Source organism: Agrobacterium tumefaciens (assembly GCF_013318015.2).
Taxonomy (GTDB): Bacteria; Pseudomonadota; Alphaproteobacteria; order Rhizobiales; family Rhizobiaceae; genus Agrobacterium; species Agrobacterium tumefaciens.
In genome coordinates this window covers 443,017-462,483 of the sequence record NZ_CP115842.1, presented here as the reverse complement: position 1 = coordinate 462,483, position 19,467 = coordinate 443,017, and the positions used below count along the sequence as shown (strand labels likewise).

17 protein-coding genes are annotated in these 19,467 nt (G+C 59.5%); 11 read left to right on the top strand and 6 right to left on the bottom strand.

The genetic code is table 11. The annotated features are described in order from the left end of the window. Nucleotides 1–298: 298 nt before the first annotated feature. Nucleotides 299–1,657, top strand: a complete 1,359-nt coding sequence (locus G6L97_RS15650) for an amidase (RefSeq protein ID WP_003510741.1) — start codon at nucleotides 299–301, stop codon at nucleotides 1,655–1,657. A gap of 47 nt (nucleotides 1,658–1,704) precedes the next feature. Here the strand turns inward: G6L97_RS15650 and G6L97_RS15645 are convergent, their stop codons facing one another. The 3 genes from G6L97_RS15645 to G6L97_RS15635 are packed head-to-tail and all read right to left on the bottom strand — an operon-like array spanning nucleotide 1,705 to nucleotide 4,717. After that, nucleotides 1,705–2,346, bottom strand: coding sequence for a ThuA domain-containing protein (locus G6L97_RS15645; RefSeq protein WP_003510737.1), 642 nt, complete (start codon nucleotides 2,344–2,346; stop codon nucleotides 1,705–1,707). 17 nt (nucleotides 2,347–2,363) lie between these two features. After that, the gene (locus tag G6L97_RS15640; RefSeq protein ID WP_065687731.1) at nucleotides 2,364–3,464 is read right to left on the bottom strand and encodes a Gfo/Idh/MocA family protein; all 1,101 of its coding nucleotides are present in this window, start codon (nucleotides 3,462–3,464) and stop codon (nucleotides 2,364–2,366) included. Between the two features lie 53 nt (nucleotides 3,465–3,517). Beyond that, a complete protein-coding gene (locus G6L97_RS15635) occupies nucleotides 3,518–4,717 on the bottom strand; it encodes an ROK family transcriptional regulator (RefSeq protein ID WP_003510733.1) in 1,200 nt (399 codons plus the stop codon). A 196-nt stretch (nucleotides 4,718–4,913) separates the two neighbouring features. On the opposite strand from G6L97_RS15635, the gene G6L97_RS15630 reads away from it, so the two are divergent. The 6 genes from G6L97_RS15630 to G6L97_RS15605 all read left to right on the top strand — a co-directional run bounded on the left by G6L97_RS15630 (nucleotide 4,914) and on the right by G6L97_RS15605 (nucleotide 11,613). Next, nucleotides 4,914–6,215, top strand: a complete 1,302-nt coding sequence (locus G6L97_RS15630; RefSeq protein WP_065687730.1) for an ABC transporter substrate-binding protein — start codon at nucleotides 4,914–4,916, stop codon at nucleotides 6,213–6,215. 69 nt (nucleotides 6,216–6,284) lie between these two features. Beyond that, the gene (locus G6L97_RS15625; protein WP_003510729.1) at nucleotides 6,285–7,223 is read left to right on the top strand and encodes a carbohydrate ABC transporter permease; all 939 of its coding nucleotides are present in this window, start codon (nucleotides 6,285–6,287) and stop codon (nucleotides 7,221–7,223) included. Beyond that, nucleotides 7,216–8,064, top strand: coding sequence for a carbohydrate ABC transporter permease (locus tag G6L97_RS15620; RefSeq protein ID WP_003510727.1), 849 nt, complete (start codon nucleotides 7,216–7,218; stop codon nucleotides 8,062–8,064). The genes G6L97_RS15625 and G6L97_RS15620 overlap by 8 nt, the downstream gene beginning before the upstream one ends. Before the next feature lie 17 nt (nucleotides 8,065–8,081). Then, a complete protein-coding gene (locus G6L97_RS15615) occupies nucleotides 8,082–9,155 on the top strand; it encodes an ABC transporter ATP-binding protein (RefSeq protein ID WP_003510725.1) in 1,074 nt (357 codons plus the stop codon). Between the two features lie 146 nt (nucleotides 9,156–9,301). Next, complete coding sequence (locus G6L97_RS15610) at nucleotides 9,302–10,354, top strand: sugar phosphate isomerase/epimerase family protein (protein WP_003510723.1); 1,053 nt, start codon at nucleotides 9,302–9,304, stop codon at nucleotides 10,352–10,354. 71 nt (nucleotides 10,355–10,425) lie between these two features. Then, nucleotides 10,426–11,613, top strand: coding sequence for a Gfo/Idh/MocA family protein (locus G6L97_RS15605; protein WP_013761506.1), 1,188 nt, complete (start codon nucleotides 10,426–10,428; stop codon nucleotides 11,611–11,613). Nucleotides 11,614–11,730: 117 nt separating this feature from the next. On the opposite strand, the gene G6L97_RS15600 is transcribed toward G6L97_RS15605, so the two are convergent. The 3 genes from G6L97_RS15600 to G6L97_RS15590 form a co-directional block, all read right to left on the bottom strand. After that, nucleotides 11,731–11,979, bottom strand: a complete 249-nt coding sequence (locus tag G6L97_RS15600) for a hypothetical protein (RefSeq protein WP_038493930.1) — start codon at nucleotides 11,977–11,979, stop codon at nucleotides 11,731–11,733. Between the two features lie 115 nt (nucleotides 11,980–12,094). Further along, a complete protein-coding gene (locus G6L97_RS15595) occupies nucleotides 12,095–13,366 on the bottom strand; it encodes a glycerate kinase type-2 family protein (RefSeq protein WP_065687728.1) in 1,272 nt (423 codons plus the stop codon). Nucleotides 13,367–13,370: 4 nt separating this feature from the next. Beyond that, entirely contained in the window at nucleotides 13,371–13,724 is a 354-nt protein-coding gene (locus G6L97_RS15590) for a DUF1304 domain-containing protein (protein ID WP_065687727.1), read from the bottom strand. Between G6L97_RS15590 and G6L97_RS15585 the strand changes: the two genes are divergently transcribed. From G6L97_RS15585 to G6L97_RS15570, 4 genes are all read left to right on the top strand, one after another. Then, a complete protein-coding gene (locus G6L97_RS15585; protein ID WP_003510714.1) occupies nucleotides 13,711–13,884 on the top strand; it encodes a hypothetical protein in 174 nt (57 codons plus the stop codon). The two genes, G6L97_RS15590 and G6L97_RS15585, sit on opposite strands and share 14 nt — an antisense overlap. Before the next feature lie 69 nt (nucleotides 13,885–13,953). Further along, nucleotides 13,954–14,718, top strand: coding sequence for an ImuA family protein (locus G6L97_RS15580; protein ID WP_035199388.1), 765 nt, complete (start codon nucleotides 13,954–13,956; stop codon nucleotides 14,716–14,718). Further along, entirely contained in the window at nucleotides 14,633–16,150 is a 1,518-nt protein-coding gene (locus tag G6L97_RS15575) for a Y-family DNA polymerase (protein WP_174003339.1), read from the top strand. The genes G6L97_RS15580 and G6L97_RS15575 overlap by 86 nt, the downstream gene beginning before the upstream one ends. Then, complete coding sequence (locus G6L97_RS15570; protein WP_174003337.1) at nucleotides 16,147–19,422, top strand: error-prone DNA polymerase; 3,276 nt, start codon at nucleotides 16,147–16,149, stop codon at nucleotides 19,420–19,422. Before G6L97_RS15575 ends, G6L97_RS15570 begins: the two co-directional genes overlap by 4 nt. The last annotated feature ends 45 nt before the right edge of the window (nucleotides 19,423–19,467 follow it).

The window sequence follows — 19,467 nt, the reverse complement described above, 5'->3', positions numbered from 1 at the left end:
TTATAGGGCATGTATTTCAATGGTGTCTGCTAAATAATTCAACAAAGTTTAGATGCGATTAAGAATTAATCCGTCTTTTTATAGTCGCCGCTTATATAAGGCGCCGAAAATATGTACCTCAGGTTGAAATATTCGATGGCTTGTGATGGGACATCGGCGCCAAATACGACGATGCATTGGGGCCTCTTTTCGCGCTCATCAACCGGGCTTTATGGTTGCAAGGGTACCGCGATTGACCTTGCCAAGCTGCCGATAAACGGCATGTTGTGCGTAACATGCCGGTTTCAGGGAACATATCATGGCTCACAAGAGCAAAAACATCGCGCAGCTTTCCATTCTCATCCAGAGCGGCCATCTTGATCCGCGCGCCTTGGCGGAAGAGACCCTTGATGCAATCGGGAAATCGGAAGACCGGGCGATCTTTGTCGGCTTGACGGCGGAGCGGGCCATGGCGGAGGCGGAAGGCGCCTTGAAACGCATTCGCGAGGGTCGATCCTGCGGCGTGCTCGACGGTATTCCGGTCGCCTGGAAGGACCTTTTCGATCTCGAAGGCACTGTGACCACGGCTGGATCGACGGTGCTTTCGAATGATGCGCCTGCGTCCCGTGACGCGGATGTGGTGAGCGCGCTGAAGGAGGCCGGGATGGTCTGCATCGGCCGTACCAATATGAGCGAGTTCGCGTTTTCCGGCCTTGGCATCAACCCGCATTACGGAACGCCGCGCAATCCCGCTTCCACGGATGGCCACCGGCTGCCAGGCGGCTCTTCTTCCGGCGCGGGTGTCGCGGTTGCGGCCGGTCTGGTGCCGGTGGCAATCGGTACGGATACCGGCGGATCGGTGCGCATTCCCGCCGCCTTCAACGGTGTGGTGGGGTACAAGGCGAGCCGCGGCCGTTACTCGATGCGCGGCGTCTATCCGCTGGCTAAAAGTCTCGATTCGCTCGGCCCGCTCACTCGCACTGTGCAGGACGCCGTGTGGGTAGATGCCGCCATGCGTGGCAAGGCGGCTGTTGATGCGGCGCGCACGCCTCTGTCCGGCTTGTCACTCGTCGTGCCGGAAACAGTGTTTTTCGATGGCATCGAGGAGGGCGTCGCGGTCGCTTTCGAGCAGGCAGTGGAACGGCTTTCCCGGGCCGGCGCTTCTGTACGGCGGCAGGCATTCCCGGTCTTTTCGCAATTATTCGATCTTATCAAGGAAAAGGGTGCGCTGGTAACGGCGGAAGCCTTCGCCCTGCACAAGGCGCGGCTGGAAGGTGCTGATGCGGCTCGCATGGACCCGCGCGTGGTTGCGCGAGCAAGACTGGGCGCAAATATCTCCCTGCCGGATTACATCGCCATTATCGAGGCGCGCGAACGCATGACGGCGGCTTTTTCGGGCATGATTGGCAAGAATGAGCTGCTGATATCGCCGACATTGCCTCATGTCGCGGCCAAGGTCGCACCGCTTGTGGAGAATGATGAGACCTTCTTTGCAATGAATGCCAAGACCCTGCGCAACACCCAGATCGGCAACTTCTTCGATCTCTGCGGCGTTTCCATTCCCTGCGGCACGGGTGAGGCGGGCATGCCCGTTGGCCTGCTGCTATCAGGCCTGCACGGCACGGATGACCACGTTCTGGGTGTGGCGATGGCTGCGGAAGAGATTATTCGGGGCTGATGATAAAGAAAAAGGCGGCCTTGTTTGGCCGCCTCTCAATGCACGCTTTAACGTGCCGCCCAGTTGGCGCCGCGGCGGAACATGGTTTTCATCTGCGGCACGGAAAACTCCTTGGCCTGATGGCCGAGCGCCGAATAGAAGACGCGGCCCTTGCCGTATTTGCGTTTCCAGACCACCGGCATCACTACACCGTCGATCCACCAAGCGTGGTCGCCGGTGAATTTTGTCGTCGCCAGCACCTCGTTGGAGGGATCGACATGCATGTAGTATTGCTCCGATGTGTAGGGGAAATCGGAAATCCCCTCCATCAACGGGTCGTCGGGGCGGGTGATGTTGACGTGATAGTCGATGATATTACCGGGATGGGCGACCCATTGGCCGCCGATCATGAACTGGTATTCGACGCAGTCGCGGAAACTGTCGCCTGCACCGCCATGAAAGCCGGCAATGCCGACGCCGTTTTCGACGGCGGCGGTGAGGTTCTTGATCTCTTCCTTCTCGATCTTCGACATTGTCACGATCGGCACGACAAGGCTCAGGTCATGCACGGACGGATCGGCAAAAGCCTCCGTGCTGTGCTCGACATAGACCTTGAAACCATCCTCTTCGAGAATGTCCTTAACGATGGTGGCGCATTCCTGCGGCTCGTGGCCGCTCCAGCCGCCCCAGACGATGAGTGCTTCGCGCATTTATTTCCTCCTCGGGATTATTTGCCGAGCTGGCCGTCGACCAGCGAAGTTTCGAGAGGAGCAGGGCGCTCCACCTCGGTGGTGATGGAAACGGTGGTGCCGCTGTCCGATGCCGTCTGGAAGGCCTCCATGACCTCCAGCACGTGCAAGGCAAGATCGCCATTGGCGCGGTGCGGGCGGTTTTCGCGGATCGCATGGGCCATGTCGGCCACGCCGATCGAGCGGTAGTTGCCGTCAGCATAGGGCGAAGACAGTGCCTGCGGCTCGAACTGGCCGCCCTTTTTCAGCAATTGCACCTCACCGCCGAAATGATTGGGGTCGGGCACGATCAATGTGCCTTCCGTTCCGTAGATTTCCAGCGGTACATGTTTGTGGCCCGCCACATCGAAGCTCATGCCCACCTGCACCACCGCGCCGTTCTTGAATGCCAGCACGCCGGAAACATGGGTGGCGACATGGACTGGGATTTTCTCGCCATTCTTAGGTTCGCTGGTGATGAGGCGTTCGTTGCGCGGCGCGATGGCGAAACCTGCCACCTTGGCGACCGGGCCGAACAGGTTGACGAGATCGGTGATGTAATAGGGTCCCATATCCAGCATCGGCCCGCCGCCGACTTCGTAATAAAAGGCGGGGTTGGGATGCCAGCGCTCATGGCCGGGGCACATGAAGGTAGCCGTTCCGCCAACCGGCTGGCCGAGCACGCCTTCGTCTATCAGGCGGCGCGCGGTCTGGTGCCCGCCGCCGAGGAAAGTGTCCGGTGCCGAACCGATGCGCAGGCCCTTTGCCTTTGCCGCGTCCGCAAGCCGTTTACCCTCCGCGAAATTGATGCCGAGCGGCTTTTCCGAATAGGCATGTTTTCCCGCCTCAAGTGCGCGCAGGCCCACCTCCACATGCGCCTTGGGAATCGTCAGGTTGACGATGATTTCCACGGAGGGGTCAGACAGAAGTTCGTCGATACTTCTTGCCTGAAAGCCGAACTCGTCTGCCCGCGCTTTTGCTGCGTCCTCGTTCATATCCGCCAGTCCGCGAATGTCGAGAATGGGAAACGACGCCATCGCCTTGAGATAGGCGCTGGAGATGTTGCCGCAGCCGATGATGCCGATACCGACCTTGTTCATGTGATTTCCTCCCGTAAATCAGAAATGCCTAAGCCCACTCTCAACCTTGCCGGCTAGAGCGCCGGCCCTGTCGTGTTCCATGGCGATTCGTAAAGCTCGTAAAGTGCGACGGCTGCCGCCCCCTGCGCCCACAGTTCGTCGCTTGCAACGTCGAAAACCAGCTCTGCGACGCCTGCCAGCGATGGCGGCACGGCGGCGTTGTAACTGTCGCGGATGCTGGTAATGAAGGGCTCGCCGAGCTCGAGACTGGAGCCGGTGATGATGACCCGTGGCGGCGCAAACAGCGTGACGATATTGGCAAGCGTCAGGCCAAGAGCTGCACCGGCGCGCAAGGCTGCCGCTATAAGATCGTTGTCTTCCGCCGCAATCAGCGCATGGGCATGCTGCATGCCGCGACCAAGCCTGATAGCTTCTGCAAAACGCCCGTCCACCGGGCGGGAACCGAGAATGGCGTTCTCGCCCGCCTGGCTCGCCAGCCGCACGGTTCCTTCACTGGCAAGGCCGATCACGAGGTCGCCGAGATTGTGGCTGAGGCCGCCTGCACCACGAAACAGCTGGTTTTGATGCATCACGCCAAGCCCAAGTGTCTGCTCGAGCGAGATCAGCACCATGTCCTCCAGATCGCGCGCATGTCCGAACCAGTGATGGGCAAGCGTGATGGCGTGGGCGTCGCTTTCGATGATGGTGGGGGAATTCAGCCGTGAGGTCATTTCCTCGGCAAAATCGACGTTTACTTCCCGCAGGATAGGGCTGCTGCGGATCCTGCCGGTGCGATGTTCGATGACGCCTGGCAGGCCAAGGCAGACCATGTCCACATCTTCCAGCGACAGTCCGGCATCGACCACGCAACGCCGCACCCCGTCTTCCACCAGATCGGCAATGACGCCGATCGGTTGGCGGTCTACACGGATCGGCAGGGCGAGGGTGGACAGCACGTTGCCGCAAAAATCGGTGACGACGAAGACCATGCGGCTTGCCGCAATCTTGGCGCCCACCACGCGGGCCGCATCCGGGTTCAGCTCCAGCATCACCCGCGGCCTGCCGCGGGCGCCCTCCGTGCGGATATCGCCGATATGGCGGGTAAGGATAAGCCCGTCATCGAGCAGCGATGCGGTGATCGCGGATACGGTGGTGGTGGAAAGCTGCGTTCTTTCGCTGATTTCCACCCGGGAGATCGGTCCGTGGCGGCGGATGCTGTCCAGCACGCTTAGCCGGTTGATCGCGCGCATCAGTTCTGGGTCTGCGGTCTTCATGGGGTCCTGCTGCGATCAATGCCGGTTCGAAAACCAATTTATGTCGGATTGCGGATTAAATAACGGTGTGAGGGAGGGGTGTGTCAAGCCGTTCGCTCAAAAAATCAGCATGGCGCCTTGACAATAAGCGAATGCTAAGGTGAATTAATCCGCATTGGGGAATAAATGAGGAAATCCCCGAGGGAGGATCACGATCATGACGATTAGGCACGCAGGCGCAAGCCTGAGCGGCAGGCTGATAGGCTTTGCCACAACGACAAGCATTGCTCTCATGCTCGGCGCCGCAAGCGCCTCGGCCGCAACGGTCGTTAAATGGATGCATGTGGAGCTGGACCCGAAATCCGTGGCCGTCTGGGAGGAGATTGCCAAGGACTATGAGGCCAAACATCCTGACGTGGACGTGCAACTGCAGTTTCTGGAAAACGAGGCGTTCAAGGCAAAATTGCCTACCCTGCTGCAGTCCAACGACGTTCCCGATTTCTTTTATAGCTGGGGTGGCGGTGTTCTTGAAGAACAGTCCAAAACCGGTGCGCTGAAGGACCTGACGGAAGTTTTCGACGCCGATGGTGGCAAGCTGCGCCAAGCCTATAGCGCGGCCGCAATCGATGGTCTGTCGTTTGACGGCAAGGTCTGGGCCGTGCCTTACCGCGTCAGCCTCGTCAGTTTCTTTTATAACAAGGAGCTGTTTGCCAAGGCGGGCGTAAAGGCGGAAGACATCAAGACCTGGGACGATCTCGGCGCCACCGTCAAGAAAATCAAGGCAGCGGGCATCGTTCCGATTGCCGGTGGTGGCGGTGAAAAATGGCCGATCCATTTCTACTGGAGCTATCTCGTCATGCGCAATGGCGGACAGACCGTGTTCGACGCCGCCCGCAAGGGCGAGGGTGAAGGCTTCATGGTTCCCTCCATCATCAAGGCGGGCGAGCAACTGGCCGAGTTCGGCAAGCTCGAACCCTTCCAGCCCGGCTATCTCGGCTCTACCTGGCCCCAGGCGCTCGGCGTCTTCGGTGATGGCAAGGCCGCGATGATCCTCGGCTTTGACAATACTGAAGCCAACCAGCGCAAGAATGCCGGTGACGGCAAAGGCCTTGCGGCAGACAATATCGGTCGCTTCGCCTTTCCCGCCGTCGAAGGTGGTGCTGGCAAAGTCACTGACACGCTGGGCGGTCTGAATGGTTGGGCAGTTACGAAAAACGCTTCCAAGGAAGCGATCGATTTCGCGGCCTTCCTGACCAGCAAGGAAAGTGAAGAAAAGATGGCGGCTGCGGGCATGATCCTGCCGGTTGCGACGGGTGCGGATGGAGCGGTCAAGAACCCGCTGCTGGCGGATTCGGCCAAGCAGCTTGCAAGCTCTACCTGGCACCAGAACTTCTTCGACCAGACACTGGGCGCTGCCGTTGGCCGCGTGGTCAACGATGTCTCCGTCGAAATCGTTTCCGGCCAGATGAGCGCCGAAGAAGGCGCCAAGCAAATTCAGGATGCTTTCGAGCTTCGCTGATTTCGGTTCCATGACGGCGCCGCGCGGGACGCGGCGCCGCAGTATCTGCCTGAATGAAAGCGGATAGAGATGACGGATATTTCCATGACTTCTGCGTCCATACCGGCGCGCGGCGCGTCGAAGACGAAGCGCAAGCAAAGCTCGGTCGCGCATGACCGTGCGCTGACCCTGCTGGTCTTCCTTCCGCCCGCATTGCTGCTCTTTACCCTGTTTGTCATCCTGCCCATGGGCGAGGCAGCATGGTACAGCCTTTACCGCTGGAACGGTTACGGCACGCCGACCGATTTCGTGGGCTTGAAGAATTTCCAGGTCCTGTTCGGCAATGCCGCCTTTTCGCAGGCTCTGCTCAATAACGGCCTCATCATCCTGATTTCCGTGCTGATCCAGATCCCGCTGGCGATCTGGCTTGCCATGATGCTGGCGCACCGCCTTCCGGGCGTCGTTGCCTTTCGGCTGGTTTTCTTCCTGCCCTATGTCCTTGCGGATGTCGCGGCCGGCCTGATCTGGCGCTTCGTTTATGATGGCGATTACGGCCTTTTCGCTGCCATCTCCAATTTCTTCGGCTTCGCCAATCCTTACGTGCTGGCCGACAAGGATGTGGCGATCTACGCCGTGCTTGGCGTCATCGTCTGGAAGTATTTCGGTTTCCACATGATGTTGTTCATCGCCGGCCTTCAATCCGTCGACAAAAACGTGCTGGAAGCTGCCGAAATCGACGGCGCCTCCGGCTGGCAGAAGTTCCGATACGTCACCTTGCCGATGCTCGGCTCAACGGTGCGCCTGTCCGTCTTTTTTGCGGTGATCGGCTCGCTACAGCTGTTCGACATGATCATGCCGCTCACCGGCGGCGGTCCGTCCAACTCCACGCAAACCATGGTCACCTTTCTCTACACCTACGGCGTCATGCGCATGCAGGTGGGGCTTGGCAGCGCGGTGGGTGTCGTTCTCTTCGTTATCTGCGTGACGCTCGCCTTCGGTTACAAAAGGATTTTCATGCGCCATGACTGAACCATCCACTTCCGTCCGCATGCCGCTGCAAACAAAGCTCTATCTTTATATATCGCTGAGCCTGATCGCGGCCATCGTGCTCATCCCGCTTCTGACGACGGCGCTTGGCGGCTTCAAGACGCTGGGGGATCTGCGCGTCAACCCGTTCGGCTTGCCAGCCGAGTGGCAATGGGCCAATTACGGCGATATCCTCTTTGGCAAACGCTACTGGCTGCAGATATTCAATTCGCTGGTGATTGCGCTGTTGACGGTCTTTTTGACGCTGACCGTCTCTGCCATGGCCGCCTTCACCTTTGCGCATGTGAAGTTCTTCGGCTCGTCTTTCCTGCTGAATTACTTCCTGCTGGGACTGATGTTCCCGGCGGCGACCGCCATCCTGCCGCTGTTCATCCGCATCCGCGATCTCGGTCTGCTCGATACCTATTGGGGCGTGGTTCTGCCGCAGGTGGCTTTCGGGCTCGGCATGAGCATCCTTCTGTTTCGCAATTACTTTCGCAATCTGCCGGAAGAGTTGTTTCAGGCCGCTTTTGTGGATGGTTGCGGCTATCTGCGCTTCTTCTGGCACATTTCGATGCCGCTCTCACGACCCATCGTGGCGACGGTGGGGATCGTTTCCTTCGTCGGCAGCTGGAACAGCTACATTCTGCCGCTGATCATGCTGAACTCGGAATCGAAATATCCCTGGCCACTCGGCATCATGGTCTATCGCGGCGAATTCGGCACGGAATGGCAGCTCGTGCTCGCCTTCATCACGCTGACGATCCTGCCGACCGTCATCGTCTTCTTCCTCGCACAGAAACACATCATCGCGGGCCTGACGGCCGGTGCCGTCAAATCGTGACTTGAAAGGAGCAAAACATGGCTTCCGTCGAACTTAGGGATATCCGCAAGTCCTATGCCTCGCTCGATGTCATTCACGGCATCTCGCTCGATATAACCGATGGCGAATTCATTGCGCTGGTCGGGCCTTCGGGCTGCGGCAAATCTACCCTGCTGCGCATGATCGCCGGGCTGGAGGAAATCACCGATGGGGATATCCTCATTGGCGGCACCGTCGTCAATTCCATGACGCCGCGCGAGCGCAATATCGCCATGGTATTCCAGTCCTATGCGCTTTATCCGCATATGACGGTCGCCGAAAACATGGGCTTCAACCTGAAGCTTGCCGGGCAGCCGAAAAACGTCATCGATGAGCGCGTGGCGGAAGCCGCACGCATGCTCGATCTCGGCAAGCTTCTGGACCGCAAGCCCTCGCAGCTTTCTGGTGGCCAGCGCCAGCGCGTCGCCATGGGCCGCGCCGTGGTGCGCAACCCGGCCGTCTTCCTGTTCGATGAGCCGCTGTCCAATCTGGATGCCAAGCTGCGCGTGCAGATGCGTAGCGAAATCAAGGCTCTGCATCAGAAAGTAGGTACGACCTCCATCTACGTCACCCATGATCAGATCGAGGCAATGACGCTGGCCGACCGGGTGGTGGTGCTCAATCACGGCCGTATAGAGCAGCAGGGCACGCCGCTCGAACTTTACAAGACACCTGCCAATCTCTTCGTTGCCGCCTTCATCGGCTCGCCGGCCATGAACCTCATCGAAGGCGTGGTCGACGGCGAGGGCGATCAACCTGCCGCCCGGCTGAAGGACGGGACGGCGATCCGCATTGCCGCCTCAAGAAATGTCAAGCGCGGCCAGTCGGTGACGATTGGGTTGAGACCGGAACATATCGGTTCGACCGTCGGCGGCGATATTTCGCTGTCCGGCAGGACGGTGTTGGTCGAGCCGACAGGCGCGCAGACGCATGTGGTCTTCGAACTGGCGGGCGATCAGGTTACGGCGGTGGTGGATGGCGAGCAACTGGTCAAGGTCAACACCCCCTTTGCCGCCACCGTGCATCACGAGCGTGTGCATGTATTCGACAGGGCAAGCGGTCTGGCGCTTTAGACGTGTTTCGTTTTTTAGTGGAATAACGAAATTCTCTCGCTCCCCGGCATTTGGGGCTTGTCTGAAAATTATGAGCGGTTAGCTTGGCAAATTGGGAGCCAAAGCGGTTTTACCGCTAAACTGTATCGATACAGGAGGAGATTTTTATGAAAACGATCAAGGGACCGGGTCTTTTTCTCGGTCAGTTTGCCGGTGATGCTGCGCCTTTCAATACATGGGACGGCATTACCAAATGGGCGGCAGAAAAGGGTTATGCCGGCGTGCAGGTTCCCACCTGGGCCGGGCAGTTGATCGATCTGAAAAAGGCCGCCGAATCCAAGGATTATTGCGATGAATTTGCGGGTGTCGCCCGCCAGAACGGCGTCGAGGTAACCGAGCTTTCCACCCATTTGCAGGGCCAGCTGGTTGCCGTTCACCCCGCCTATGACGAAGCCTTCGATGGTTTTGCAGCACCTGAAGTGCGCGGCAATCCGAAGGCTCGCCAGCAATGGGCGGTGGAACAGGTGAAGCTTGCCCTGAAGGCTTCGAGAAATCTCGGCATCAACGCACATGCGACCTTTTCGGGCGCTCTTGCCTGGCCCTTCATCTATCCGTGGCCGCAGCGCCCGGCCGGTCTGGTGGAAACCGCCTTTGACGAGCTGGCAAGACGCTGGACGCCGATCCTTGATTATGCCGATGAGCAGGGCGTGGATGTCTGCTACGAAATCCATCCCGGCGAAGATCTGCATGATGGCGTGACTTTCGAGATGTTCCTGGAGCGTGTGAAGAACCACAAGCGCGCCAACATGCTCTACGACCCGTCGCATTATGTGCTGCAATGCCTTGATTATCTTGACAATATCGACATCTACAAAGACCGTATCAAGATGTTCCACGTCAAGGACGCTGAGTTCAATCCGACCGGCCGCCAGGGCGTGTATGGCGGTTATCAGGGTTGGGTCAACCGTGCGGGCCGCTTCCGCTCGCTGGGTGACGGGCAGGTGGATTTCGGTGCGGTATTCTCGAAAATGGCTGCCAATGATTTCGACGGATGGGCAGTGGTTGAATGGGAATGCGCGCTGAAACATCCTGAAGACGGTGCCCGGGAAGGGGCCGAGTTCGTCAAGCACCATATCATCCGCGTCACGGAAAAAGCCTTTGATGATTTCGCATCTGCCGGCACCGATGATGCGGCCAACCGGCGCATGCTTGGGCTTTAAAAGCATTTCCAGGAAAAGTGTGAAGCCGTTTTCCGTGTGGGAATGCGCTTAGAAAATGCCGAGGAGACATTATGGCTATTGAAGGAAAGACAACCGACAAGGCGAACACGCGGATTCGCCTGGGCATGGTGGGTGGCGGTTCGGGTGCATTTATCGGCGGCGTTCACCGCATGGCCGCGCGGCTCGACAACCGCTTCGATCTCGTGGCCGGGGCCTTGTCCTCGACACCGGAAAAATCCCTCGCCTCCGGCCGCGAACTCGGGCTTGCTCCAGAGCGTTGCTATGGGTCATTCGAAGAAATGGCAGAGAAGGAAGCGCTTCGCGAGGATGGTATCGAGGCGGTAGCGATCGTCACGCCCAACCACGTACATTATCCTGCGGCGAAGGCGTTTCTGGAACGCGGCATCCATGTCATCTGCGACAAGCCGCTGACCTCCAATCTGGAAGATGCCAAAAAGCTGAAGGACGTGGCGGACAAGGCGGACGCACTATTCATCCTCACCCATAACTACACCGGTTATCCTATGGTGCGGCATGCGCGTGAACTGGTGGAAACCGGTGCGCTCGGGAACATCCGTCTGGTGCAGATGGAATATCCGCAGGATTGGCTGGCTGAGCCGTTGGAGCAGACCGGTGCGAAACAGGCCGTCTGGCGCACCGATCCGGCGCAATCCGGTGTCGGCGGCTCCACAGGGGATATCGGCACCCATGCCTATAATCTCGGCTGCTTCATTTCCGGTCTGGAAGCCGATGAACTGGCAGCGGATGTACATACCTTCGTGGAAGGTCGCCGTCTGGACGACAATGCGCATGTGATGCTGCGCTTCAAGCCAAAGGACGGCAAGCAACCAGCCAAGGGCCTGCTTTGGTGCAGCCAGGTGGCTGTCGGGCATGAAAACGGGCTGAAGGTCCGCGTTTACGGCGACAAGGCAGGCATCGAGTGGACGCAGGCTGATCCGAACTATCTCTGGTTCACGAAGCTTGGCGAGCCGAAACAGCTCATCACCCGCGGCGGTGCTGGCGCCGGTGCCGCGGCCGCGCGTGTCACGCGCATTCCCTCGGGCCATCCGGAAGGATATCTCGAAGCCTTCGCGACCATCTATACCGAAGCGGCACACGCCATCGAAGCCCGCCGCACCGGTTCGGAGCTCGACAAGGCGGTCACCTATCCGACCGTCGATGACGGTGTCAAAGGCGTTGCTTTTGTCACCGCCTGCATCGAATCCGGTAAAAAGAATGGCGGCTGGGTGAAGCTGTAAGATCGACATGGCGTCGCGGCGCATTTCTTCTCCCTTGGGGGGAGAAGGGCCGGATGAGGGGGCAAGCTCTCGGCATATCTCTGCCTGCTTCCCCTCACGACCCACCTGAAGACGTGATCAATTTGCGCGTGTCATCTGCTGCTGCATTCGTTCAGTCACGGGGCAACCGTCCTGTATTCTCGTCCAGGATGAGACGTTGAGTTTCATTTCGCAGCGCGCGAGATAGGAGCCGCCATCGACCCTCAGGCAGGATGTCTGGCCGAGTTCGAACATGACACCGCGATTTCGGCATTTGCAATTGTGGGCATCCGCCAAGGTGGGGATCAGGGCCAGGGCTAGACCAATTACGAGCACTCCAAAACGCATGGCTGAGGCTCCAAAAGACAGGCCACCAGATTATACCTGTCCGACGGTATAGTCAAAACAGCCACCTTCAACGAGGCGCACCGCAAGGCCATAACAGGCTCGAACTCTCCTGCTTTCACCCGATCAAAATCGCCCTGATATCATTCACATTCGTCAGCGTCGGACCGGTAACGACAAGGTCGCCAACCGCCTTGAAGGCGGTGTAGCTGTCGTGTCCCACCAGCGACTGGCGCGGATCGGCACCGGCGTTGCGCATACGCGCAAGCGTATCGGGCGTCACCAGTGCGCCTGCCGCATCCTCAACGCCGTCTATGCCGTCGCTATCGCCGGCAATGGCCCAGATACCGTCTGCACCCTTCAGCGTCAGTGCAAGGCTCAGCAGAAATTCCGTGTTGCGCCCACCCTTGCCGGCCAGCCCTTTGCCGATCGTCACCGTGGTTTCTCCGCCGGAAAGCAGCACGGCCGGGCCTTTGACTGGCAGGCCCTTGCGGCTGGCGGAGAGGGCGATACCCGCCATCACCGCGCCGACATCCTTTGACTCGCCCTCCAGCGAATCCCCGAGGATGAGCGGCGTAAGGCCAAGCCTCACCGCCTCGTCCGCCGCCGCCTGTAGGGCGAGCGAGGGTGTCGCGATCAGCCTGATGTCCTCTTCTATATCGCCTGTCTTCGGCGTTTCCTCGCCCTTTTCCAGCACTTTGCGCACATTCTCGGGAAGATCGAGCGCATAACGGGAGACGATTTCCCGCACATTGTTGATATCGCTCGGATCGGCAACCGTGGGGCCGGAAGCGATTTCGGAGGGATCGTCGCCCGGTACGTCTGAAATCAACAGCGAAACCACTCTGGCCGGTTTGGCGGCCAGCGCCAGTCGTCCGCCCTTTATGCGGGAGAGGTGCTTGCGCACGGCATTCATCTCGGAAATCGTCGCACCGCTGGCGAGAAGCGCGCGGTTGACGGCCATCTTGTCCGCAAGCGTCATGCCTTCGGCAGGTGCGACCATCAGTGCCGAACCGCCGCCGGAAATTAGCGCGATCACCATGTCGTCTGCGGTCAGCCCTTCAACGGCGGCAAGAATGCGTCTTGCCGCTTCCGCACTCATGTCGTCGGGCACGGGATGGGAGGCCTCGATGATTTCGATGCGCCCGGCCGGAACGGCATGACCGTAACGTGTTACGACGATACCGGAGAGGTTCACATCCGCCCAGGCCTTATCAAGCGCTGCGGCCATGGCAGCCGAGGCCTTGCCCGCGCCGACCACCACACACCTGCCCTTGGGCGGGTAAGGAAGATGATGTTGCAGCACCTTTGCGGGATCTGCACTCGCCACTGCCGCCATAAATATGCGGTTGAGGGCGTCTTTTGCGCGGAGATCGTTCCATGCGGTCATAGGTTCATACTCCGATCCAGAGGAAGCCGAGCGCAAACAATGCCGGCAAAGCCTGAATGAACAGGATTTTCATATTGGCGGTAATGGCGCCGAAAATGCCGGCTACCAGGACACAGGTGAGGAAGAAGACCTTGAAACTCAGTCCTTCATCGCCCTGCGTGAGCCCATAGATCAATCCGGCTGCCAGAAAACCATTGTAAAGCCCCTGATTGGCGGCAAGCACCTTCGTCTGTCGCGCAAAATCCGCAGAGAGGCCGAAGGCCTTGCGGCCGGCCGGCTTTTCCCACAGCAGCATTTCCAGAATGGTGATGTAAACATGGATGGCCGCAACCACGGCAATCAGAATGCTGGCGATCATCGGCGGTTTCCTCCAAACCCTGATGTCCGGCGCGTCAATTATCCGCAAAAAGGGAGAGGCCGACCGGATAATCCGTTTTAACGGTGGTACACATGGCCGCAAGGCCATAATCCCTCTCTTCCCGCGCAAACCTGTTGAAGAGCCGCACAGCATTGCTTGACTCTTTGCTGAAATAAGAACAAAACAGGAACAATAGAACTGAAAAACCGGAATTGAAACCTGTCATGCCATGCAAAAGCGCGCGGAACAGTTGCTCGTTGTCGAAGAGCTGCGTGAAAGGCTGGAAAGGATCGGTGGCGGTCCTCACCGCCTGCACGAGGCCTTGCCTTTTGGCGTGGATGCCATCGATCACCATTTGCCTGGAGGCGGGCTGAAGCTCGGTTGCCTGCATGAGGTGAGCGGCGGCGGCAATGGCGCCGCCGATGGTGCGGCAGCGGCGCTTTTTGCGGCCGGTGTGGCAGCAAGGCTGTCCGGCAAGGTCTTATGGTGTGTCACCCGCAGGGATCTGTTCATGCCGGGATTGACGCAGGCGGGCCTGTCGCAGAACCGGGTCATCATCGTCGAATGCCGCGATGAGAAAGGCGTGCTCGACTGTTTCGAGGAAGGCTTGCGCTGCAACGGTTTTGGCGCCGTGATGGGCGAGCTTGCGAAGTTGCCGATGAATGCCTCGCGACGGTTGCAACTGGCGGCGGAAACCTCTGGTGTCACCGGCATCGCCATCCGCCGCTTCCGGCGCCCGGCCGATGCGGCGTTGTTTGGCGAGCCGACGGCCGCTGTCACCCGCTGGCGTGTCTCTGTCCGGCCATCTTCGCCCCTGCCGGTGCCGGGGGTGGGCAGGCCACGCTGGTTTCTGGAACTTTTGCGATGTCGCGGCGGCGAAAGCGCTGCATTTGAAGTGGAAGCCTGTGATGCAAAGGGTCGTCTCGCTTTACCTGCCGACATGGCCGACGGATCGCTACCGGCGTCTTTCGGGGCAGAACGCGCCGCCGGTTGAAAAGCCGCTGGTCATGATCGGCCGTCAGGGAAGCCGCCGCCTCGTGCTGGCACTGGACAAGGCAGCAAAGGCGGTGGGCATCCGGCCCGGTACACCCGTCAGCAAGGCGCAGGCTTTGGTGCCGGGTCTCGTTGTCGAGGATCTGGATGCGGCGGCGGATGCCCGCGCCCTGCAACAGCTCGCTTTTCATTTCCTGCGTATCTATGCCCCGATCGTCGCCGCAGATCCGCCTGATGGGCTGGTGCTGGATACGGCAGGTGCGGACCATCTGCACGGCAATGAGACGCTGATGTTGAGCGGCATGGTGAACCGCCTGCATGCCGCAGGCTTCGCCGCCCGCGCTGCTATTGCCGATAGCTGGGGGGCGGCCCATGCGCTTGCCCGGTTTGGCCGTAAGGAGATCAGCATCGTATCGCCGGGCGGGCAGCGGGCGGCGATCAGCGGGCTGCCTATGGCGGCGCTCAGGCTGGAGGAGCGTATCGTTTCCGGATTGAAGGTGCTCGGTTTTCGCACCATAGGCGAACTTGCCGAGGCTCCACGGGCGCCGTTGACCCTGCGTTTCGGCCCGGAAGTGGTCAGGCGGCTCACTCAGGCTTTTGGCGAGACTGGCGAACCTATCGAGCCGGTGCGCATTGCCGAACTGGTGGAGGTGCGCCGCGCCTTTCCCGAGCCGATCGCGGCGGCGGAGACAATTGCCCGCTATGTGCAAAAGCTGGTTGCTGAGCTTTGCGTCTCGCTGGAAAAGCGTGGCCTTGGCGCACGTCGCGTCGATCTTGTGCTGCACCGGGTGGATAGCGGCTTGCAGGCCGTGCGGGCCGGCACCTCCAGACCGGTGCGTGATGTCAAACAGCTTGTCCGGCTTCTGACCGACCGGATCGACACCATCGATCCCGGTTTCGGCATCGAGATGATGGTGCTGACCGCCACCCATGCCGAGCCGCTTGTCGCCGCGCAGGCCCGGTCCTCGCTTCTGGAGGAAGGGCGTGCGGAAATCGCCGATACGGTCGATGTCATCCTCAATCGCGGCCACAGGGTCTATCGTTATGCGGCGGTGGCAAGCGACGTGCCGGAACGTTCTCTTGCCAGCGTTTCGGCGCTGGCACCTGAGGATACCCTCGGCTGGCCTTGCCACTGGCCGCGCCCGGTCAGGATTTTTGCAAGGCCGGAACCCATCGAAACTCTGGCGCTGCTTCCGGATCATCCGCCGCGTTATTTCATCTGGAAAGGCGTGCGCCATAATGTGCGGCGCGCTGATGGGCCGGAACGGGTGTTTGGCGAATGGTGGAAACGCGACCGCGAAAAGGCCGCCGTGCGCGATTATTTCACTGTCGAAAACGAAAGCGGCGAGCGCTTCTGGATTTTCCGCTCCGGTGATGGCGAACATACCGAGACGGGCTCGCAGGGCTGGTTCATCCATGGGGTCTTCGCATGAGCACGCTGCGCTATGCCGAGCTTCAGGTGACCACGCATTTCTCCTTCCTGCGCGGTGCAAGTTCCTGTGATGAACTGTTCGAACAGGCAAAAAATCTCGGTATCGAGGCACTCGGCATCGTCGATCGCAATAGCCTTGCGGCCATTCCCCGCGCTTATGAAGCGGCCGATAATCATGGCATCCGGCTCGTCATCGGCTGCCGGCTCGATCTGGATGACGATCTTTCCGTGCTTGTCTATCCCATGGATCGCCCGGCTTACGGGCGGCTTTGCCGGCTGCTTTCCGTCGGCAAGAAGAGGGGTGGCAAGGGTAAGTGTCGGCTCACATGGGACGATCTCGTAGCTTATGGCGAAGGCCTTATCGTGGTGCTGCTCGCCGATCTGGCTGACGATCTCTGCGCGCTTCGCCTGCGCCGGTTGAAAGCCGCTTTTGCTGACCGGGCCTATATGGCGCTGAGCCTGCGAAGACGACCCAACGACCAGATGCGGCTTTTCGAATTGTCGAATATGGCTGCAGCCGCTGATGTGCCGACTGTTGTTACCAATGACGTGCTGTTTCATGTGCCCGAGCGTCGCATGCTGCAGGATGTCGTTACCTGCATCCGGCACAATTGCACCATTGACGAGGCGGGTTTCCGGCGCGAGCGGCATGCCGACCGCTATATGAAGCCGCCTCAGGAAATGCACCGGCTGTTTGCCCGCTACCCGGAAGCACTGGCCCGCAGCCTCGAAATCGCGAAGCGTTGCACCTTTTCGCTGAAGGAGCTGGTCTATCAATATCCTGAAGAGCGCAGCCTGCCGGGGCTGACGGCGCAACAGGCGTTGGAAAAGCTCGTCTGGGAAGCGGCGCCGGGGCGTTATCCGGATGGTCTGCCGGAGAAGGTCGAAAAGGCACTGCATCATGAGTTGGGGCTTATCGGCAGGCTGGAATATGCACCCTATTTTCTGACAGTAAATGCCATCGTCCAATTTGCACGGGGGGAAAATATTCTCTGTCAGGGGCGCGGCTCAGCCGCCAATTCGGTGGTATGTTATGTGCTCGGTATCACCGCCATCGATCCTCTCAAGGTTGATCTCCTGTTCGAACGTTTCGTTTCGGAAGAACGGCGCGAGCCGCCAGATATCGACGTGGATTTTGAGCATCAAAGGCGCGAGGAGGTCATCCAGTGGGTTTATAACACTTATGGTCGCGACAAGGCCGCGCTGTGCTCGGTCGTCACCCGTTATCGCGGGCGCGGGGCGCTGCGCGATGTCGGCAAGGTTCTGGGCCTGCCGGAAGATTTGACCAAACTTCTGTCCTCGCAGGTCTGGCGCTGGAGCGAAGGGGTGGGCGAAAAACAGGTGCAGGAACTGAACCTCAATATGGAGGACCGCCGCCTGAAGCTCGCCTTCGAGCTGGCCAACCAGCTTGTCGGCACACCGCGCCATCACAGCCAGCATCCGGGCGGCTTCGTTCTGACCCATGACCGGCTGGACGAGTTGGTGCCGATCGAACCCGCCGCCATGGACGACCGGCAGATCATCGAATGGGACAAAGATGACATAGATATCGTCAAATTCATGAAGATGGATTGCCTGGCGCTCGGCATGCTCTCCTGCATGAGACGCGGTTTCAACATGCTGGAGGAGCGCACGGGCGTTAAATACGATCTCGCCACTGTCCCACAGGATGATGACCCTACCTATGCCATGATCCAGAAAGCCGACACGCTGGGTACCTTCCAGATTGAAAGCCGGGCGCAGATGTCCATGCTGCCGCGGTTGAAGCCAAAGATATTTTACGATCTCGTCATTCAGGTCGCCATCGTTCGTCCCGGTCCCATTCAGGGCGATATGGTGCACCCCTATCTTCGTCGCCGTGACAAAAAAGAAGAAGAACATTATCCCAAAGAGGAGCTGAGAGGCGTGCTGGGCAAAACGCTGGGTGTACCGCTGTTTCAGGAGCAGGCGATGCGCGTCGCCATCGAATGCGCCGGTTTTTCACCCGGTAAGGCGGATCAGTTGCGTCGCGCCATGGCGACCTTCAAGAATGTCGGCACCATCTCCAAATTCCGTCAGGATATGATCGATGGCATGGTGGATCGTGGTTATGAGCAAGAATTCGCCGAACGCATCTTCAAGCAGCTGGAAGGGTTCGGCAGTTATGGTTTTCCAGAAAGCCATGCCGCCTCCTTCGCGCTGATCGCCTATGCCTCCTCATGGCTGAAATGCCATCATCCCGATATTTTCTGTACGGCGCTTCTCAATTCGCAGCCAATGGGGTTTTACGCCCCGGCGCAGATTGTGCGTGATGCGCGCGATCATGGCGTGGAGGTGCGCCCGGTTTGCGTCAACAACAGCCGGTTTGATTGCACGCTGGAGCCCACGGGCAAGAAGAATGCGAATGGTAAAGAGCGCTACGCCGTGCGGCTTGGCCTGCGCATGGTAAAGGGGCTTTCCAACGATCATGCAGCAAAAATCGTCGCCTGCCGTCAGGATCGCGATTTCGTTTCCGTGGACGATCTCTGGCGGAGGGCAGGTGTTCCCGCCGCTGCCCTAGTCTGTCTCGCCGAAGCCGATGCCTTTCTGCCGTCGCTGTCGCTTTCCAGACGCGAGGCGCTGTGGGCCATCAAGGCGTTGCGGGATGAGCCGCTGCCGCTTTTTGCTGCCGCTGCCAGCCGGGAAAACGCTGTGGTGGATGAGCTTTCCGAACCCTCCGTCGCGCTGCGGCCCATGACTGATGGCGGCGAGGTGGTGCAGGATTATGGCCATGTGGGGCTGACCCTGCGCGAACACCCCATGTCCTTCCTGCGGCGCGATCTTTCCCGCCGGCGCATCGTCAGCTGCGCGGAGGCGGTGCGCGTCCGTGATGGCACGAGGCTGGAAACGGCGGGGCTGGTTCTGGTGCGCCAGCGCCCAGGCTCGGCAAAGGGAGTGATCTTCATGACTCTGGAGGATGAGACGGGTATTGCCAATGCGGTTCTGTGGGTAAAGACCTTCGAAAAATACCGGCGCGTGGTGCTTTCCGCCGGTATGGTCGGCATTTACGGCAAGATCCAACGGGAAGGCGAGGTGGTGCATCTGGTCGCCCACCGGCTGACCGATCTGTCAGAGGCGCTGGCAAGCGTGGGTGAGCGCAACCACCCCTTTCCTCTGCCGCATGGGCGCGGCGACGAGTTCCACCACGGTATTCCGCCGGACGATCATCGCAACATCAGGAAACGCCCACCGCCTGCGACCCAGGATGGAGATGAGGTGGAGAGGATAAAGGTCATTTCCCGCAATTTCCATTAGAGCATTTCCAGTAAAAGTGCGTAGCGGTTTTACGTCCAGAAAATG

Excerpts from the sequence above, each read along its gene's own strand:
- G6L97_RS15575 (WP_174003339.1), top strand. The coding sequence starts at position 14,633 with ATGCAAAGGGTCGTCTCGCTTTACCTGCCGACATGGCCGACGGATCGC.
- G6L97_RS15615 (WP_003510725.1), top strand. The coding sequence starts at position 8,082 with ATGGCTTCCGTCGAACTTAGGGATATCCGCAAGTCCTATGCCTCGCTC.
- G6L97_RS15610 (WP_003510723.1), top strand. The coding sequence starts at position 9,302 with ATGAAAACGATCAAGGGACCGGGTCTTTTTCTCGGTCAGTTTGCCGGT.
- G6L97_RS15570 (WP_174003337.1), top strand. The coding sequence starts at position 16,147 with ATGAGCACGCTGCGCTATGCCGAGCTTCAGGTGACCACGCATTTCTCC.
- G6L97_RS15640 (WP_065687731.1), bottom strand. The coding sequence starts at position 3,464 with ATGAACAAGGTCGGTATCGGCATCATCGGCTGCGGCAACATCTCCAGC.
- G6L97_RS15600 (WP_038493930.1), bottom strand. The coding sequence starts at position 11,979 with ATGCGTTTTGGAGTGCTCGTAATTGGTCTAGCCCTGGCCCTGATCCCC.
- G6L97_RS15620 (WP_003510727.1), top strand. The coding sequence starts at position 7,216 with ATGACTGAACCATCCACTTCCGTCCGCATGCCGCTGCAAACAAAGCTC.
- G6L97_RS15605 (WP_013761506.1), top strand. The coding sequence starts at position 10,426 with ATGGCTATTGAAGGAAAGACAACCGACAAGGCGAACACGCGGATTCGC.
- G6L97_RS15625 (WP_003510729.1), top strand. The coding sequence starts at position 6,285 with ATGACGGATATTTCCATGACTTCTGCGTCCATACCGGCGCGCGGCGCG.
- G6L97_RS15645 (WP_003510737.1), bottom strand. The coding sequence starts at position 2,346 with ATGCGCGAAGCACTCATCGTCTGGGGCGGCTGGAGCGGCCACGAGCCG.
- G6L97_RS15595 (WP_065687728.1), bottom strand. The coding sequence starts at position 13,366 with ATGACCGCATGGAACGATCTCCGCGCAAAAGACGCCCTCAACCGCATA.
- G6L97_RS15630 (WP_065687730.1), top strand. The coding sequence starts at position 4,914 with ATGACGATTAGGCACGCAGGCGCAAGCCTGAGCGGCAGGCTGATAGGC.
- G6L97_RS15585 (WP_003510714.1), top strand. The coding sequence starts at position 13,711 with ATGCTGGCGATCATCGGCGGTTTCCTCCAAACCCTGATGTCCGGCGCG.
- G6L97_RS15590 (WP_065687727.1), bottom strand. The coding sequence starts at position 13,724 with ATGATCGCCAGCATTCTGATTGCCGTGGTTGCGGCCATCCATGTTTAC.
- G6L97_RS15635 (WP_003510733.1), bottom strand. The coding sequence starts at position 4,717 with ATGAAGACCGCAGACCCAGAACTGATGCGCGCGATCAACCGGCTAAGC.
- G6L97_RS15650 (WP_003510741.1), top strand. The coding sequence starts at position 299 with ATGGCTCACAAGAGCAAAAACATCGCGCAGCTTTCCATTCTCATCCAG.
- G6L97_RS15580 (WP_035199388.1), top strand. The coding sequence starts at position 13,954 with ATGCAAAAGCGCGCGGAACAGTTGCTCGTTGTCGAAGAGCTGCGTGAA.